Origin of the sequence: Variovorax sp. VRV01 (genome assembly GCF_014852545.1) — a bacterium.
Taxonomy (GTDB): domain Bacteria; phylum Pseudomonadota; class Gammaproteobacteria; order Burkholderiales; family Burkholderiaceae_C; genus Variovorax; species Variovorax beijingensis_A.
Map to the genome: position 1 here is coordinate 173,039 of NZ_JACVBS010000013.1, position 14,964 is coordinate 188,002.

Consider the following 14,964-nt stretch of genomic DNA (forward strand, 5'->3'; position numbering starts at 1 on the left):
CATGCCCAACTACTGGTTGATGAAATCCGAGCCCGACGAGGTCTCGATCGACGATGCGCTCGCCGCGCCCAACGCCACCGTGGCCTGGACCGGTGTGCGCAACTATCAGGCACGCAACTTCATGCGCGACGGCATGAAGGTCGGCGATGGCGTGCTGTTCTACCACTCGAGCTGCCCCGAGCCCGGCATCGCAGGCCTTGCGCGCGTGGCCTCGGGCATCAAGCCCGACCCGACGCAGTTCGACCCGACGTCGCCTTATTACGACCCGGCCTCGAAGAAGGACGATCCACGCTGGCTGCTGGTCGACGTGCAGGCCGTTCGCAAGACGCGCCTGCTGCCGCTGCCCGAGCTGCGTGCCAGGCCCGAGCTGGCCGAGCTCGTCGTGCTGCGCAAGGGCAACCGGCTGTCGATCACGCCGGTCGAGCCCGCGCACTGGCGAGTCATCGAGAAGATGCTGGGCTGATTCGGTCAGCCCACGCGCTGCAGGATCGGAAACAGCTTGCCCAGGCCGTCGGCCATGACCTCGACCGCGAGCGCCGCGAGGATCAGGCCCATGAGCCGCGTCATGATGTTGATGCCGGTCTTGCCGAGCACGCGCGCGATCGGCTGCGCGAGCGAAAACGCCAGCGCGGTGGCCAGCGCCACCACCACGCCATACCCCACCAGGAGCCCGAGCTCCCACAGGTGCTGCGTCTTGTCGGCATAGATCACCACGGTGGAGATCGTGGCCGGCCCGGTGAGCAGCGGAATGGTGAGCGGCACCACCGCAATGGAGGCGCCCATGGACGCCTTGACCTCGGTGGCGCGCAGTTCCTCGACATTGGTCTTGCTCTCGGCCGGCTTGGCGTTGAGCATCGACAGCGAACTCATGAGCAGCAGCAGGCCGCCGCCCACCTGGAAGCTGGCAATCGAGATGCCGAAGAACGCCAGCAGCTGCAGCCCGATCAGCGCGCTGACCGCAATCACCACGAAGGCGCTGAAGGCCGACATGCGCACCGTGTGGCGGCGCTGCGCATCCGAGTAGCCCTGCGTGTAATGGATGAAGAAGGGCACGATGGCCAGCGGGTTGACGATGGCCACCAGCGTGACCAGCGGCTTGATCAGGTCCATCGAGGTGCTCACTTCTACCTCCCTCCGGTCACGTCGAGCAGGGCCATGGTGGTGTAGCTCGCCTCGGCGGACAGCAGCCACAGGATCGCGCCGGCAATTTCTTCCGCGCTGCCGGTGCGCTGCATCGGCACGGTGGGCGCGAGCTCGAAGGCGCGCTCGGGCATGCCGCCGGAGGCATGGATCTCGGTGTCGATCAGGCCCGGGCGCACCGCGTTGACGCGGATGCCCTCGGCGGCCACTTCCTTGGCCAGGCCGATGGTGAAGGTGTCGATGGCACCCTTGCTGGCCGCGTAGTCGACGTACTGGCCGGGCGAGCCCAGCCGCGCGGCGGCGCTCGAGACGTTGACGATGGCGCCGCCCGATCCGCCGTGCCGGGTGCTCATGCGCCGAACCGCTTCGCGCGCGCAGACGAAGCTGCCGATCACGTTGATGCGGAACATGCGTTCCAGCCGCGCCACGCTCATTTCGTCGACGCGGGCCTGCACGTCGACGACGCCGGCGTTGTTGACCAGAGCCGTGAGCCGGCCGAGCCTGGCATCGACCTTCTCGAACATGGCCAGCACCTGGGCTTCGTCGCCCACGTCGGCCTGCACGGCAATGGAGGTACCGCCGCCCGCGCGAATGGCGCGCACCACCTCGTCGGCGGCGAGCGAGTTGCTCGCGTAGTTGACAGCCACCGCGTAGCCGCGCTGCGCCGCCAGCAGGGCGGTGGCGGCGCCGATGCCGCGGCCGCCGCCCGTGATCAAGAGCACCTGGTCCAAAACCTACCTCCTGCAGAGAAACTGCGTGTCAGTTAAAACCGTTGGCTTGGATTACATCATCGGGGGCACGCGCATGAGCACTGACAAGACGATTGACTACTACTTTGCGCCACAGAGCCCATGGACCTATCTGGGGCATTCCCGCTTTGCCGCGATCGCTGCGGCTGCCGGCGCCACGGTGCGCGTGCGGCCGATCGACCTGGGCAGCGTGTTCCCGGTGTCGGGCGGGCTGCCGCTGGGCAAGCGCGCGCCGCAGCGCCAGGCCTACCGGCTGGTCGACCTCGCGCGCTGTTCGCGCCACCTCGGCCTGCCGCTGAACACCAGGCCGAAGTTCTTTCCGGTGGCCAGCGACGATGCGGCCCGGGTCATCATCGCGGTCGACATGCACGACGGCACCGAGGCCGCCATGCGCATGTGCGCGGCAGTGTTCGCGGCCGTGTGGGTGCAGGAGCGCAACATCGGCGACCCGAAGGTGCTCGATTCGCTGGTCGTCGAATGCGGGCTGTCGCCCAAGCGCGCGGAGCAGTCGCAGAGCCAGGCGGTGCAGGAGCGTTACGAGGCTTACACGCAGGAAGCGATCGACATCCAGGTGTTCGGTGCGCCAAGCTATGTCATCGATGGCGAGATATTCTGGGGCCAGGACCGGCTCGACTTCGTCGAACGCGCGCTGCGCCAGTAACCGGCATTCCTTTTCCTTTCAGTTGCCATTCAAGGAGCAAGACAACATGGGTCAATTCATCGATCTGAAAGCCAAGGACGGCTTCACCTTTCCCGCCTACGTGGCCGAACCGGCCGGCAAGCCGCGCGGCGCGGTGGTCGTGGTGCCGGAGATCTTCGGCGTCAACTCGCACATCCGCTCGGTGGCCGACGGCTATGCGGCGGACGGCTACCTGGCGGTGTCGCCCTCGACCTTCCATCGCGTGAAGCCCGGCGTCGAGCTCGGCTACAGCGACGAGGACATGAAGGCCGGCTTCGCGCTGAAGACCGCGGTCGAGGCGCTGCCCGCGCCCGGCGTGCTGCAGGACATCGAGGCCGCCGTGGCCTATGCGTCGAAAGCCGGCAAGGTCGGCATCGTGGGCTATTGCTGGGGCGGCCTGCTGGTCTGGCGCGCCGCCAGCCTGGTTCCGGGTATTGCCGCTGCGGCGCCCTACTACGGCGGCGGCATGACCACGCCGGAGGAAACCGCGCGCCAGCCCAAGGTGCCGGTGCTCGCGCATTTCGGCAACCAGGACCACTGGATCCCGCTGGACACCATCGAGGCCTTCAAGAAGGCGCATCCCGAGGTGGAGGTGCACGTCTACGAATCGGGCCACGGCTTCAACTGCGACCAGCGCGGCTCCTACAACGCCGAGGCCGCCAAGCTCGCGCGCACGCGCACGCTCGGGTTCTTTGCCAAACACGTCGGCTGAGTGCGGCCGGGGCCCGGCCTATTTCTTCCGCGAGCCCGGCCCCTTGCCGACGCGGGTCTGCAGAAAGTCGAGCAGCGCGCGCAGCGCCGCGCTGTTGTGGCGCCGCTGCAGGTAGGCGGCCGACAGCCACATGTCCTTGCGCGCATAGCCCTGCAGCACCGGCACCAGCTCGCCATGCTCGATGTGCGACTGCACGAGGATCGAGGGCAGGTAGATCACGCCGAAGCCGTGCATCGCGACCCGGATCAGCGGCGCACCCTCGGTGCAGTCCATGCGGCTCTTCACCGGCACGTCCAGCGGCTCGCCGCCGTCGTCGAAGCGCCAGACCGGCTGGGCGCCCAGCAGCGAATGCGTGAGCGCCTCGTGCGCCGAGAGGTCGCGTGGATGCTCGGGCTTGCCGTGTTTCTTCCAGTACACCGGCGAGGCGCAGACCACCATCTCCATGAGCATCAGCTTGCGCACGATCAGGTTGGCGTCCTCGACCGGGCCGCTGCGGATGTCGACGTCGATGCCTTCTTCCGCGAGGTCGACCGTGCGGTTGGTCAGCTGCAGGCTGATGCTCACGTCCGGGTAGTAGCGCATGAAGTCGGCCAGCAGGCTCGGAAACTCGCCGTTGCCCATGCCGTGCGGCGCTGAAATCCGCAGCCGGCCGCCGGGCTGCCTGGCGCGCTCCTGCAGCTCGGCCTGGGTGAGCTCCACCATTTCGAGCACCGGGGTGCTGCGCTCGAGCAGCAGTTGCCCGGCATCGGTCAGGCTCACGGAGCGCGTGGAGCGGTTGAGAAGCCGCACGCCGAAGCGGGTTTCGAGTTCCGCCACGTACTTGCTGACCGTCGCCTTCGACATGTCGAGCTTCTTGGCCGCGTGCGAGAAGCTGCCATGCGAGGCCACTTCCCGGAAGGTTCTGATCAGATCGAGACTGTCCATGTCAAAGTCAAAGCGCCCATTGTTTCCGTTCCGCGGCCGGCCCGCTTCGATTCTCGGGGAAGCCCCGGCATTTGCAGGCGCCGGTGCGCCCGGTTCGTGTGCATGCTGCCGGTGCGTCATTGTTTCAATAGAGGAAACACCGTGTCTCTGTTCCGCGTGATTTACACAGGCCGTTCAGTTGGAAACTCGCCGCACAGGTGAGCACGGACGAATGAACGAGCGAGCCTGGTGGACGAACCATCCAACCAATACAAGGAATTGAAATGAAGACTTCGCACATCCTCGCCGCCGCTGCCCTGACCCTGCTGGCCGCCACCGGCGCCCAAGCCGAATCCTACGAAGGCGTGAACACCGCCGTCTCGACCAAGAGCCGCGACGAAGTCAACGCCGAAGCCGTGCGCACCGCATCGGCTCCCAACCAGAACGTGACCCGCGGCTCGCGCGGCCCGGAAACCGTCGCCGTGTCGAAGGACCGCGCGCTCGTCGAAGCCGAAGCCGTCCGTACGGCCTACGCTCCCGACCAGAACGTGACCGGCGGCTCGCGCGTCAACAGCAAGGTCATCTCGACGATGCCCCACCCGATGGACGCACGCGTCCAGGCCCAGCAAGGCTCGGGCGCCGTCGCCAAGTAAGACCGGCGAAACCGCTGGCCCTCGCGGGTAAGCAAAAAAGCCACGCAATTGCGTGGCTTTTTTGCTTTGAAGCGGGACGGGGCCCTCAGCGCGTGCGCGCCAGGTAGCGCTTGCGCCAGAACACCAGCACCAGCAGCAGCGCGATCACCAGCATCGCGATCATGGCGATCCAGAAGCCATCCGCCTTGTGCACCAGCGGAATGAACTCGAAGTTCATGCCGAAGATGCCGGCAATGAGATTGAGCGGCAGGAAGATGGCCGTCAGCACCGTGAGCACCCGCATGATGTCGTTGGCGCGGTGGCCCTGCACGCTGAAATGCATCTGCACCGCGGTTTCCGCGTTCTGTTCGAGCCGGTGCACGTGGTGCACCACGCGCTCGATGTGCTCGAGCACGTCGCGGCTTCGCACCATGATCAGTTCCCGCTCGCGCTGCTCCGCCTCGCCTTTGACCGGGGGCAGCGTCTCGAGCGAATCGATCCAGTCCTGGATGGCCGCGCGCTGGTCTTCGCAGATCTCGTCCAGGTGGTGCAGCGACTGCCGGGCTTCCATCAGCGCGCCCCAGTTGGTGAAGCGGCTGCGCGGATCGATCAGCTCGGTCTGCCAGTGGTCGAGCTGGCGCGTGAGTTCGCGGCGCATGTCCAGGTAGCCGTCGACGATCTGGTTGACGACGCGCAGCATCAGGTCGGCGGTGCCGGTGGGCACGCGGGCCGAGGTGGCGCGCACGTCGAGCGCGGGGGCGCCCTTGTCGTCCGGCGATCCCGCGGCGAGCAGCCGGGCGGCAAAGGCATCGCGCACCGCGCCGTCCTCGGGGTGCACCGACAGCAGCACGCGGTCGAACAGCGCGAAACCCACCGGGCGGGTGTCGACCCGGCGCAATACGGGAGGGCCGCGGCGCAACGGCGCGGGAAGGGGCGGCTCGCCGCCCGTGGTGCCCTTGCCGTTGCCCAGCGCCGCCTGGCCAGGGCCGCTCGAGAGGCGCCGGAACACCAGCACGTCATATTGCGAGGTGTAGTCGTAGTGCGACGGCAGCTGGTCGTTGAGCAGGTCCGCCACGTGCAGGTCGACCAGCTGCGCCTGGCAGAGCGACTGCAGGATCTGCTGGACCTCGGACAGCGAGGCGCGGAATTCCTCGCGTGTGAGCGAAATCCAGAGATAGCCTTGCGCGGCACAGGCCCCGGGCAGTGCGAGAGGCGCCAGCGCCGGATGCTCGCTCACGCGCGAGCGGTCGATTTCGAAGATGCGCATGCGCTATTGTTTTTGCAGCAGCCGCGCGGCGTCGAGCGCAAAGTAGGTGAGCACGCCGTCAGCGCCGGCGCGCTTGAAGGCGAGCAGGCTCTCGAGCACCACCGCGTCGTGGTCGAGCCAGCCGTTCTGGGCTGCGGCCTTGAGCATCGCGTATTCGCCGCTCACCTGGTAGGCGAAGGTCGGCACGCGGAATTCGTCCTTCACGCGGCGCACGATGTCGAGGTACGGCATGCCGGGCTTGACCATCACCATGTCGGCGCCCTCGGCAATGTCGAGGCCGACCTCGCGCAGCGCCTCGTCGCTGTTGCCCGGGTCCATCTGGTAGACCTTCTTGTTGCTCTTGCCGAGTGTCGCGGCCGAGCCCACGGCGTCGCGGAACGGGCCGTAGAAGGCGCTCGCGTACTTGGCGCTGTAGGCCATGATGCGGGTATGGATGTCGCCGCGGGCCTCCAGCGCGGTGCGGATCGCGCCGATGCGGCCGTCCATCATGTCACTCGGCGCCACGATGTCGACGCCGGCTTGCGACTGTGTGAGCGCCTGCTTCACCAGCACTTCCACGGTGGCGTCGTTGAGGATGTAGCCGGTGTCGTCGAGCAGGCCGTCCTGCCCGTGGCTGGTGTAGGGGTCGAGCGCGACGTCGGTCATCACGCCGAGTTCCGGAAAGCGCGACTTGAGTGCCGCGACCACGCGCGGGATCAGTCCGTCGGGATTGAAGGCCTCGTCGCCCGCGGGCGTCTTGAGGCTGGCGTCGATCACCGGAAAAAGCGCCATCACCGGAATGCCGGCCTCCACGCACTGTTCTGCCACCGGCAGCAGCAGGTCCAGGCTCAGGCGATCCACGCCGGGCATCGACGCCACCGCGTCGCGTTTTTTCTCGCCTTCCTGCACGAACACCGGATAGATGAGATCGTGCGCCGTCAGCGCATGCTCCCTGACCAGGTTGCGGGTGAAGGTGTCGCGGCGCAGGCGGCGCGGCCGGCCGGCGGGATACATGGCAAAGGAAGATGGCGTCATAGGCGGAAAATTGTGCCTGAAGCCTCCGCCCGTGCGCTGAGCGGCTGGCCAAGTGTTGTCCGACAACCCTCCGGATGCGTAGACCAAAGGTTCTCTTTTTTTGCGCGGAATTGTCAAAGAATCTGGCCCGAGCCGCTTGAAACTTTGTTTCGCCTTTGTTAAATTCAAAAGCGGGCGGTTTACCGCTCCCCGCTTTTCCTCCCTGAGCGGGTGCCTTGATGTGTGACAGCAAAAGGGCTTCCCAGCCCGACGTGAAGACGTCGGGCTTTTTTTTGCCCGCTGCATCCGCGCCGGCGCCAAAGCCCGACGTGCATGGTGCGGTCCCGCCACTAAACTGGCCCCATGCTCTGGGTTAAATCTCTTCACATCGTCTTCATTGCCAGCTGGTTCGCGGGGTTGTTCTACCTCCCCCGGATCTTCGTCAACCTGGCGATGGTGCCGCCCGAGTCCGTGGCCGAACGCGAGCGCTTGCTTCTGATGGCACGCAAGCTGCTGCGCTTCACCACCTTCCTGGCCATTCCGGCGTTGGGTTTCGGCCTCTGGCTCTGGCTGGGCTATGGCATCGGGCGCGGCCCCGGCAACGGCTGGCTGCATGCCAAGCTGGCGCTGGTGCTGGCAGTGATCGGGTATCACCATGCCTGCGGCGTGCTGCTGCGCCGTTTCGTGGCCGGAGGCACCCAGCGCAACGACCGCTGGTACCGCTGGTTCAACGAACTGCCGGTGCTGCTGCTGCTCGGCATCGTGGTGCTGGTGGTCGTCAAGCCGTTCTGAGCCCGAAAGCCACGGTGGAGACACAGCACAAGTCCGCCGCGCTGCCCCTGGCGCTGGCCTACGCCGCGCTGATCGTCTATGCCAGCTTGTACCCGTTCGCCGACTGGCGCGACCAGGGCATCGCCCCCTGGGCCTACCTGTCGGCGTCGTGGCCCAAGTACTGGACGGGCTTCGATTTCGCGATCAACGTGGGCGGCTACGTTCCCTTCGGCTTCCTGTGTGCGCTGGCGGTGCTGCGAACGCGGCGCGACGCCAGCGTCTGGCGCGCGGTGCTGCGCGCCACGCTGGCCGGCGCGGCCGTGGCCTTTGCCATGGAAACGCTGCAGAGCTATCTGCCCGCGCGCATTCCCTCCAATGTCGACCTGGGCCTGAACAGCTCCGGCGCGCTGCTGGGGGCCCTGCTCGCGGCGGGGCTCGAGCGCCTCGGCGCGGTGGCGCATTGGAGCCGCACGCGCTCGCAGTGGTTCGTCGACGACTCGCGCGGCGCGCTGGTGCTGCTCGCGCTGTGGCCGTTGGCGCTGCTGTTCCCGGCCGCCGTCACCTTCGGGCTCGGCCAGGTGTTCGAACGCCTCGAGGTCGCGGTCTCGGAGTGGCTGCTCGACACGCCTTTCATCGACTGGATGCCGCTGCGCCAGTTCGAGCTGGAGCCGCTGGTGCCGGCCGTCGAGCTGCTGTGCGTGATGCTCGGCGCCCTGGTGCCATGCCTGCTGGCTTTCATGGTGACGCGCACGGTCGCCCGGCGTGCCGTGCTGCTGCCGCTCACGCTGCTGGCGGGCATTGCCGCCTCGGCGCTGTCGGCCGCGCTGAGCTACGGCCCCGAGCACGCATGGGCCTGGCTGGGCCTGCCGGTGCAGGTTGGCATTGCGACGGCGATGGTGGCCGGCGTGCTGCTGCTCGGGGCACCGCGCCGGCTGTGCGCGGCCTTGCTGCTGGTGGCGCTGGTGATCCAGCTGAGCCTGCTGAACCAGGCGCCCGAGAGCGCCTATTTCGCGCAGACCCTCGCCACCTGGGAGCAGGGGCGCTTCATCCGCTTCCACGGCCTGGCGCAGTGGCTCGGGTGGCTGTGGCCGTTCGCGGTCCTTGCCTATGTGGTGGCGGCGCTGTCGCGCCGGGGGCGGCCGGCAGGCTGATGGCTTGCGGCGGGCGTCACTAAAATCTCCCGATGCCCAGTTCCTCTTCCGCCGCGCCGCGCGGCTATTACGGCCGCCACATCTTCTTCTGCCTGAACGAGCGCAAGAACGGGGAAGACTGCTGCGCCCTGCACAACGCCCAGGCGGGTTTCGACCGCTGCAAGGCGAAGGTAAAGGAGGCTGGACTGGCCGGTCCCGGCAAGGTGCGCGTCAACAAGGCGGGCTGCCTGGACCGCTGCGCCGGCGGCCCGGTGGCGGTGGTCTATCCCGAAGCGGTCTGGTACACCTTCGTCGATGCCGACGACATCGACGAGATCGTCGACTCGCACCTGAAGAACGGCCAGGTCGTCGAGCGCCTGTTGCTGCCTCCCGATGTCGGGCGCTGAACTTTTCGCGAAGTCCGGCGCTCGTACCCTGCGCCCGGACCCTCGCGGCCGGGTGCTTCCATTCCTCGCACCATGAATTCCCAGACCGAGAAGATTCGCCTCCAGGGCGCCGCCGGCGTCATCGAGGTGCAGCGCGACCAGCCGGCCGAGGCTGCGCGCGGCATCGCCGTGATCGCCCATCCGCATCCGCTGTTCGGCGGCACCATGGACAACAAGGTGGTGCAGACCCTGGCGCGCGCATTCGTCTCCTGCGGCTGGACCGCGGTGCGTTTCAACTTCCGCGGTGTGGGTGCGAGCGAAGGCGTGCACGACGAGGGGCGCGGCGAGTGCGAAGACATGCTGGACGTCATCTCCCAGCTCGCGCCCCAAGGCCCGCTGGCGATTGCCGGCTTCTCGTTCGGCGCCTTCGTGGCAAGCTGCGCGGCCGAAAAGCTCTGGGCCGGCCGCGACCTGCGGCAGCTCGTGCTCGTTGGAACGGCGGCTTCGCGCTTTTCCGTCGCCACGCTGCCGGCCGAGGCGCACGAGCGCACGCTGGTGGTCCACGGCGAGGCCGACGACACGGTGCCGCTGGCGGCGGTCATGGACTGGGCGCGGCCGCAGTCACTGCCTGTCACGGTTATTCCGGGGGGCGGCCATTTCTTTCACGGACAATTGCCCCTCCTCAAAAGCCTGGTTGTCCGCCATCTGCGCGCGGGCGCCGCATGAAAAGCCTCACGGGCTTGTGTTTTCGCCTCCTCCCCGCTTCTCTCCTATTGCTCCCATGAATCGTTTTTTTGACGCGTTTCGCGCGCTGGTGCTGGCCGCCGCCGCATCGGCTTGCATGATCGCCGCTGCCCAGGTGCCGGCGCCGCCCGAGATCGCCGCGCGCAGCTACCTGCTGCTCGACGTCACGGCCAACCAGATCCTTGCGCAGAAGGACATCGACAGCCCGGTCGAACCGGCGTCGCTCACCAAGCTGATGTCGGCCTACATCGTGTTCGACGCGCTGCGTGCCAAGAAGATCACGCTGACCCAGACCATGCCGGTCAGCCAGCGCGCCTGGAAGATGCCCGGCTCGCGCATGTTCATCGATCCCAAGATGCAGGTGCCGGTCGAAGACCTGATCAAGGGGCTGATCGTGCAGTCGGGCAACGACGCCACCGTGGCGCTGGCCGAAGGCGTGGGCGGCACCGTGGAGCATTTCGTCGAGCTCATGAACGCCCAGGCCAAGGCGCTGGGCATGAAGAACACCACCTACAAGAACCCCGAAGGCCTCACCGCGCCCGGCCACACCACCACGGCGCGCGACCTGAGCATTCTCGCGACGCGCCTGGTGCGCGACTTCCCCGAGGAAGCCAAGTACTACGCGATCAAGAAATACCGCTATCCCGGCACACCGTCGACCAACGACACCAACCGCAACCTGCTGCTGTTCCGCGACCCGACCGTCGACGGCCTGAAGACCGGCCACACCGAAGCGGCCGGCTACTGCATGATCGCCACCGCCAAGCGCGACTTCCCCAACCTGACCGGCGGGCGCCGGCTGCTGTCGATCGTGCTGGGCACCTCGGGGGAGACCGTGCGCGCGAACGAATCGCAAAAGCTCCTGAACTGGGGCTACACCGCCTATGACGCCGTGCGCTTGTTCGACGCCGGCCAGCCGGCCGCCACGCCGGCGGTCTGGAAAGGCAAGGCCAACACGCTCAAGCTGGGCCGCCCGGAAGCCATCGTGGTCGCGGTACCGACCGGTACCGCCAGCAAGATCAAGACCCAGGTGGCGCGTCCCGATCCGCTGGTGGCGCCGTTCACCAAGTACCAGCCGGTGGGCTCGCTCAAGGTGACCCTGGACGACCAGCCGCTGGCGGACGTGCCGCTGGTGGCGCTGGAAGGCGTCGAGCAGGCGGGCATCCTCGGCCGCGCCTGGGATGCTGTCCGGCTCTGGATCAAGTAAGGAAGAGCGCCAGGCAACGCCGGCCGACGCTGTCCTTGCCGTTTCAAGCCCGCCTGCTATACTCGTGGGCTTTTCGGAATTTTCCGAAGGGTTTCACGTTTTCGTTATTCCCGGTTTCCTTTTCTTGCGTCACGACAAGGCAGGGGCGGCTTCACAGCCAAAAGCCGGGTTGTTTTGGGACTAATTCATTCATGCCAACCATCAATCAACTGGTGCGTCAGGGTCGAACGGTCGAAAAGATCAATTCGAAGAGCCCTGCCATGCAGAACTCGCCGCAACGCCGCGGTGTCTGCACCCGCGTCTACACCACGACGCCCAAGAAGCCCAACTCGGCGCTTCGTAAAGTTGCCAAGGTCCGCCTGACCAACGGCTTCGAAGTCATCTCCTACATCGGCGGCGAAGGCCACAACCTGCAGGAACACAGCGTCGTGCTGGTTCGCGGCGGTCGTGTCAAGGACTTGCCCGGTGTTCGCTACCACATCGTGCGCGGCTCGCTCGACCTGCAGGGCGTGAAAGACCGCAAGCAGTCGCGCTCCAAGTACGGCGCGAAGCGTCCCAAGAAGGCTTAAGCCTTCCTGTTGCCAAAAAACAAACGGTGTTCGGTTGCCTTGGCGGGCACATCGAACGAAGTGACCCAATCCCGGGTCGAGTAAGTGAGAGTCCGGAATGGCTCTCGCGGTATCGGAAACGATGCCAACTGAAGCAAAGAGGTTAGAAAAATGCCACGTCGTCGCGAAGTCCCCAAACGTGAAATCCTGCCGGACCCCAAGTACGGCAATGTCGAGCTGTCGAAGTTCATGAACGTGATCATGGAAGGCGGCAAAAAGGCGATCGCCGAGCGCATCATTTATGGCGCGCTCGACTTCATCGAAAAGAAGAACCCCGACAAGGACCCGCTCGAGGCCTTCACCGTTGCCATCAACAACGTGAAGCCGATGGTCGAAGTCAAGTCGCGCCGCGTCGGCGGCGCCAACTACCAGGTGCCGGTCGAAGTGCGTCCCGTGCGCCGCCTGGCGCTCTCGATGCGCTGGATCAAGGAAGCTGCCCGCAAGCGCGGCGAGAAGTCGATGGCCCTGCGCCTGGCCAACGAACTCATGGAAGCCACGGAAGGCCGTGGCGGCGCCATGAAGAAGCGCGACGAAGTGCACCGCATGGCAGAAGCCAACCGGGCGTTCAGCCACTTCCGCTTCTAAGAATCAAACTTCGCTTGGGCGTTGGGTGTTGGGTTTCGGGCGATGTCGCCCGTGCTCGAGGCCCAGCGCTCAACGCATTTAACCCGAAAGTAAATCATGTCCCGCAAGACCCCCATCGAGCGCTACCGCAACATCGGCATCTCCGCGCACATCGACGCCGGCAAGACCACGACGACCGAGCGCATTCTGTTCTACACCGGTGTGAACCACAAGATCGGTGAAGTGCACGATGGCGCCGCCACGATGGACTGGATGGAGCAGGAGCAGGAGCGTGGCATCACGATCACCTCGGCTGCCACCACCTGCTTCTGGAAGGGCATGGCCGGCAAGTTCGACGAACACCGCATCAACATCATCGATACCCCCGGCCACGTGGACTTCACGATTGAAGTCGAGCGCTCGATGCGCGTGCTGGACGGCGCCGTCATGGTGTACGACGCGGTCGGCGGCGTGCAGCCCCAGTCCGAAACCGTCTGGCGCCAGGCCAACAAGTACAAGGTTCCGCGCCTTGCGTTCGTCAACAAGATGGACCGCACCGGCGCCGACTTCCTGCGCGTGCGCCAGATGATGGTGGACCGCCTGAAGGCCAACCCCGTCGTGATCCAGATCCCGATCGGTGCCGAAGAGCACTTCCAGGGCATCGTCGACCTCGTGAAGATGAAGGCGATCATCTGGGACGAAGACAAGGGCGTGACCTTCACCTACGGTGAAATCCCCGCGAACCTGACCGACGTCTGCAACGAATACCGCGAAAAGCTCGTCGAAGCCGCTGCCGAAGCGAGCGAGGAGCTGATGAACAAGTACCTCGAAGGCAACGAGCTGACCGAGGAAGAAATCAAGAAGGCCATCCGCCAGCGCACCATCGCCGGCGAGATCCAGCCGATGCTGTGCGGCTCGGCCTTCAAGAACAAGGGCGTGCAGGCCATGCTCGACGCCGTCGTCGAATACATGCCGGCACCGACCGACATTCCCCCGGTCAACGGCCTCGACGAAGACGAAGCGCCTGTCACCCGCAAGGCCGACGACAACGAGAAGTTCTCGGCGCTCGCGTTCAAGCTGATGACCGACCCGTTCGTGGGCCAGCTGACCTTCGTGCGCGTCTACTCGGGCGTGCTGACCAAGGGCGACAGCGTCTACAACCCGGTACGCGGCAAGAAGGAACGCATCGGCCGTATCGTGCAGATGCACGCGAACAACCGCGAAGAAGTCAATGAAATCCGCGCCGGCGACATCGCCGCCTGCGTGGGCCTGAAGGAAGTCACCACGGGCGAAACCCTGTGCGACCCGGCGGCCATCGTGACGCTCGAGCGCATGGTGTTCCCGGAATCGGTGATCTCGCAGGCCGTCGAGCCCAAGACCAAGGCCGACCAGGAAAAGATGGGCATCGCCCTGCAGCGCCTCGCGCAGGAAGACCCTTCGTTCCGCGTCAAGACCGACGAGGAATCGGGCCAGACCATCATCGCCGGCATGGGCGAGCTCCACCTCGAAATCATCGTGGACCGCATGAAGCGCGAATTCGGCGTGGAAGCCAACGTCGGCAAGCCGCAGGTGGCCTACCGCGAAACGATCCGCAAGACCGTCGAAGAAGCCGAAGGCAAGTTCGTTCGCCAGTCGGGCGGCAAGGGCCAGTACGGCCACGTCGTGCTCAAGATCGAACCGCAGGAAGCCGGCAAGGGCTTCGAGTTCGTCGACGCCATCAAGGGCGGTGTGGTTCCCCGCGAATACATCCCCGCGGTGGAAAAGGGCGTTGTGGAAGCGCTGACGCAAGGCGTGCTGGCGGGCTACCCCGTCGTCGACGTCAAGGTCACGCTGCACTTCGGTTCGTACCACGATGTGGACTCGAACGAAATGGCGTTCAAGATGGCCGCGATCTTCGGTTTCAAGGAAGGTGCCCGCAAGGCCAACCCCGTGATTCTCGAGCCCATGATGGCCGTGGAAGTCGAAACCCCCGAAGACTACGCCGGCAACGTGATGGGCGACCTCTCGTCACGCCGCGGCATGGTGCAGGGCATGGACGACATGATCGGTGGCGGCAAGTCCATCAAGGCCGAAGTGCCGCTGTCGGAAATGTTCGGCTACTCGACCACGCTGCGCTCGATGTCGCAAGGCCGCGCCACGTACACGATGGAGTTCAAGCACTACGCCGAAGCTCCCCGTAACGTGGCCGAAGCCATCGTGGCTGCTCGCGCAAAGTAAGTTTCAAGAATGCAGGGCCGCGCAGTGCGCGGCCCTCGTTGTCTGCGATCCGGTGCCGCCGCGTTCCCGTGCGGGGCGAACCAGCAATCGGATGCAGACATAAAACCAATACACGGGAATGCTCTTTCAAGGATTGAAAAATGGCAAAAGGTAAATTCACCCGCACCAAGCCGCACGTGAACGTGGGCACGATCGGTCACGTTGACCACGGCAAGACCACGCTGACGGCGGCCATCGCCACGGTGCTGTCGGCCAAGTTCGG

The 14,964-nt window shown here is 65.9% G+C and carries 18 protein-coding genes; 13 read left to right on the forward strand and 5 right to left on the reverse strand.

Annotated features, from left to right (window positions below; all coding sequences use genetic code 11):
- Position 1 precedes the first annotated feature (1 nt).
- A complete protein-coding gene (locus IB278_RS22740) occupies positions 2–463 on the forward strand; it encodes an EVE domain-containing protein (protein WP_145739571.1) in 462 nt (153 codons plus the stop codon).
- A 5-nt stretch (positions 464–468) separates the two neighbouring features.
- Here the strand turns inward: IB278_RS22740 and IB278_RS22745 are convergent, their stop codons facing one another.
- A complete protein-coding gene (locus IB278_RS22745; RefSeq protein ID WP_015867683.1) occupies positions 469–1,122 on the reverse strand; it encodes a MarC family protein in 654 nt (217 codons plus the stop codon).
- 2 nt (positions 1,123–1,124) lie between these two features.
- Positions 1,125–1,871, reverse strand: a complete 747-nt coding sequence (locus IB278_RS22750; protein ID WP_192325520.1) for an SDR family oxidoreductase — start codon at positions 1,869–1,871, stop codon at positions 1,125–1,127.
- A 73-nt stretch (positions 1,872–1,944) separates the two neighbouring features.
- Here IB278_RS22750 and IB278_RS22755 point away from each other — a divergent pair, with 73 nt between their 5' ends.
- A complete protein-coding gene (locus tag IB278_RS22755) occupies positions 1,945–2,550 on the forward strand; it encodes a 2-hydroxychromene-2-carboxylate isomerase (RefSeq protein ID WP_145739575.1) in 606 nt (201 codons plus the stop codon).
- Between the two features lie 46 nt (positions 2,551–2,596).
- The gene (locus IB278_RS22760) at positions 2,597–3,280 is read left to right on the forward strand and encodes a dienelactone hydrolase family protein (protein WP_145739576.1); all 684 of its coding nucleotides are present in this window, start codon (positions 2,597–2,599) and stop codon (positions 3,278–3,280) included.
- A gap of 18 nt (positions 3,281–3,298) precedes the next feature.
- Here the strand turns inward: IB278_RS22760 and IB278_RS22765 are convergent, their stop codons facing one another.
- Positions 3,299–4,204 carry a LysR family transcriptional regulator gene (locus IB278_RS22765; protein WP_145739578.1) on the reverse strand — a complete coding sequence of 302 codons (906 nt, stop codon included), beginning with the start codon at positions 4,202–4,204 and terminating at the stop codon, positions 3,299–3,301.
- 263 nt (positions 4,205–4,467) lie between these two features.
- On the opposite strand from IB278_RS22765, the gene IB278_RS22770 reads away from it, so the two are divergent.
- Positions 4,468–4,836, forward strand: a complete 369-nt coding sequence (locus IB278_RS22770; protein WP_145739580.1) for a DUF4148 domain-containing protein — start codon at positions 4,468–4,470, stop codon at positions 4,834–4,836.
- Positions 4,837–4,921: 85 nt separating this feature from the next.
- On the opposite strand, the gene IB278_RS22775 is transcribed toward IB278_RS22770, so the two are convergent.
- Positions 4,922–6,082 (reverse strand): magnesium transporter CorA family protein, encoded by a 1,161-nt coding sequence (locus tag IB278_RS22775; RefSeq protein ID WP_145739582.1) that lies wholly within the window; start codon positions 6,080–6,082, stop codon positions 4,922–4,924.
- A 3-nt stretch (positions 6,083–6,085) separates the two neighbouring features.
- Positions 6,086–7,075, reverse strand: coding sequence for a porphobilinogen synthase (hemB, locus tag IB278_RS22780; protein WP_145740538.1), 990 nt, complete (start codon positions 7,073–7,075; stop codon positions 6,086–6,088).
- A 363-nt stretch (positions 7,076–7,438) separates the two neighbouring features.
- Here hemB and IB278_RS22785 point away from each other — a divergent pair, with 363 nt between their 5' ends.
- The 9 genes from IB278_RS22785 to IB278_RS22825 form a co-directional block, all read left to right on the forward strand.
- A complete protein-coding gene (locus IB278_RS22785) occupies positions 7,439–7,867 on the forward strand; it encodes a CopD family protein (protein WP_015867675.1) in 429 nt (142 codons plus the stop codon).
- A gap of 14 nt (positions 7,868–7,881) precedes the next feature.
- Positions 7,882–8,997, forward strand: coding sequence for a VanZ family protein (locus IB278_RS22790; protein WP_145739584.1), 1,116 nt, complete (start codon positions 7,882–7,884; stop codon positions 8,995–8,997).
- A gap of 32 nt (positions 8,998–9,029) precedes the next feature.
- Entirely contained in the window at positions 9,030–9,383 is a 354-nt protein-coding gene (locus tag IB278_RS22795) for a (2Fe-2S) ferredoxin domain-containing protein (RefSeq protein WP_015867673.1), read from the forward strand.
- Between the two features lie 72 nt (positions 9,384–9,455).
- Positions 9,456–10,088: an alpha/beta hydrolase gene (locus IB278_RS22800; RefSeq protein WP_145739585.1), complete on the forward strand. Its 633-nt coding sequence runs from the start codon at positions 9,456–9,458 to the stop codon at positions 10,086–10,088.
- A gap of 55 nt (positions 10,089–10,143) precedes the next feature.
- Entirely contained in the window at positions 10,144–11,313 is a 1,170-nt protein-coding gene (locus tag IB278_RS22805) for a D-alanyl-D-alanine carboxypeptidase family protein (protein WP_145739587.1), read from the forward strand.
- Positions 11,314–11,504: 191 nt separating this feature from the next.
- A complete protein-coding gene (rpsL, locus tag IB278_RS22810) occupies positions 11,505–11,882 on the forward strand; it encodes a 30S ribosomal protein S12 (RefSeq protein WP_013543948.1) in 378 nt (125 codons plus the stop codon).
- Between the two features lie 150 nt (positions 11,883–12,032).
- Positions 12,033–12,506, forward strand: coding sequence for a 30S ribosomal protein S7 (gene rpsG, locus IB278_RS22815; RefSeq protein ID WP_013543947.1), 474 nt, complete (start codon positions 12,033–12,035; stop codon positions 12,504–12,506).
- 96 nt (positions 12,507–12,602) lie between these two features.
- On the forward strand, positions 12,603–14,702 hold the full coding sequence (fusA, locus tag IB278_RS22820) for an elongation factor G (protein ID WP_145739589.1): 2,100 nt from the start codon (positions 12,603–12,605) through the stop codon (positions 14,700–14,702).
- A gap of 140 nt (positions 14,703–14,842) precedes the next feature.
- Positions 14,843–14,964: GTP-binding protein (locus tag IB278_RS22825; RefSeq protein WP_235926911.1), on the forward strand; the 122-nt coding region annotated here is incomplete at its 3' end.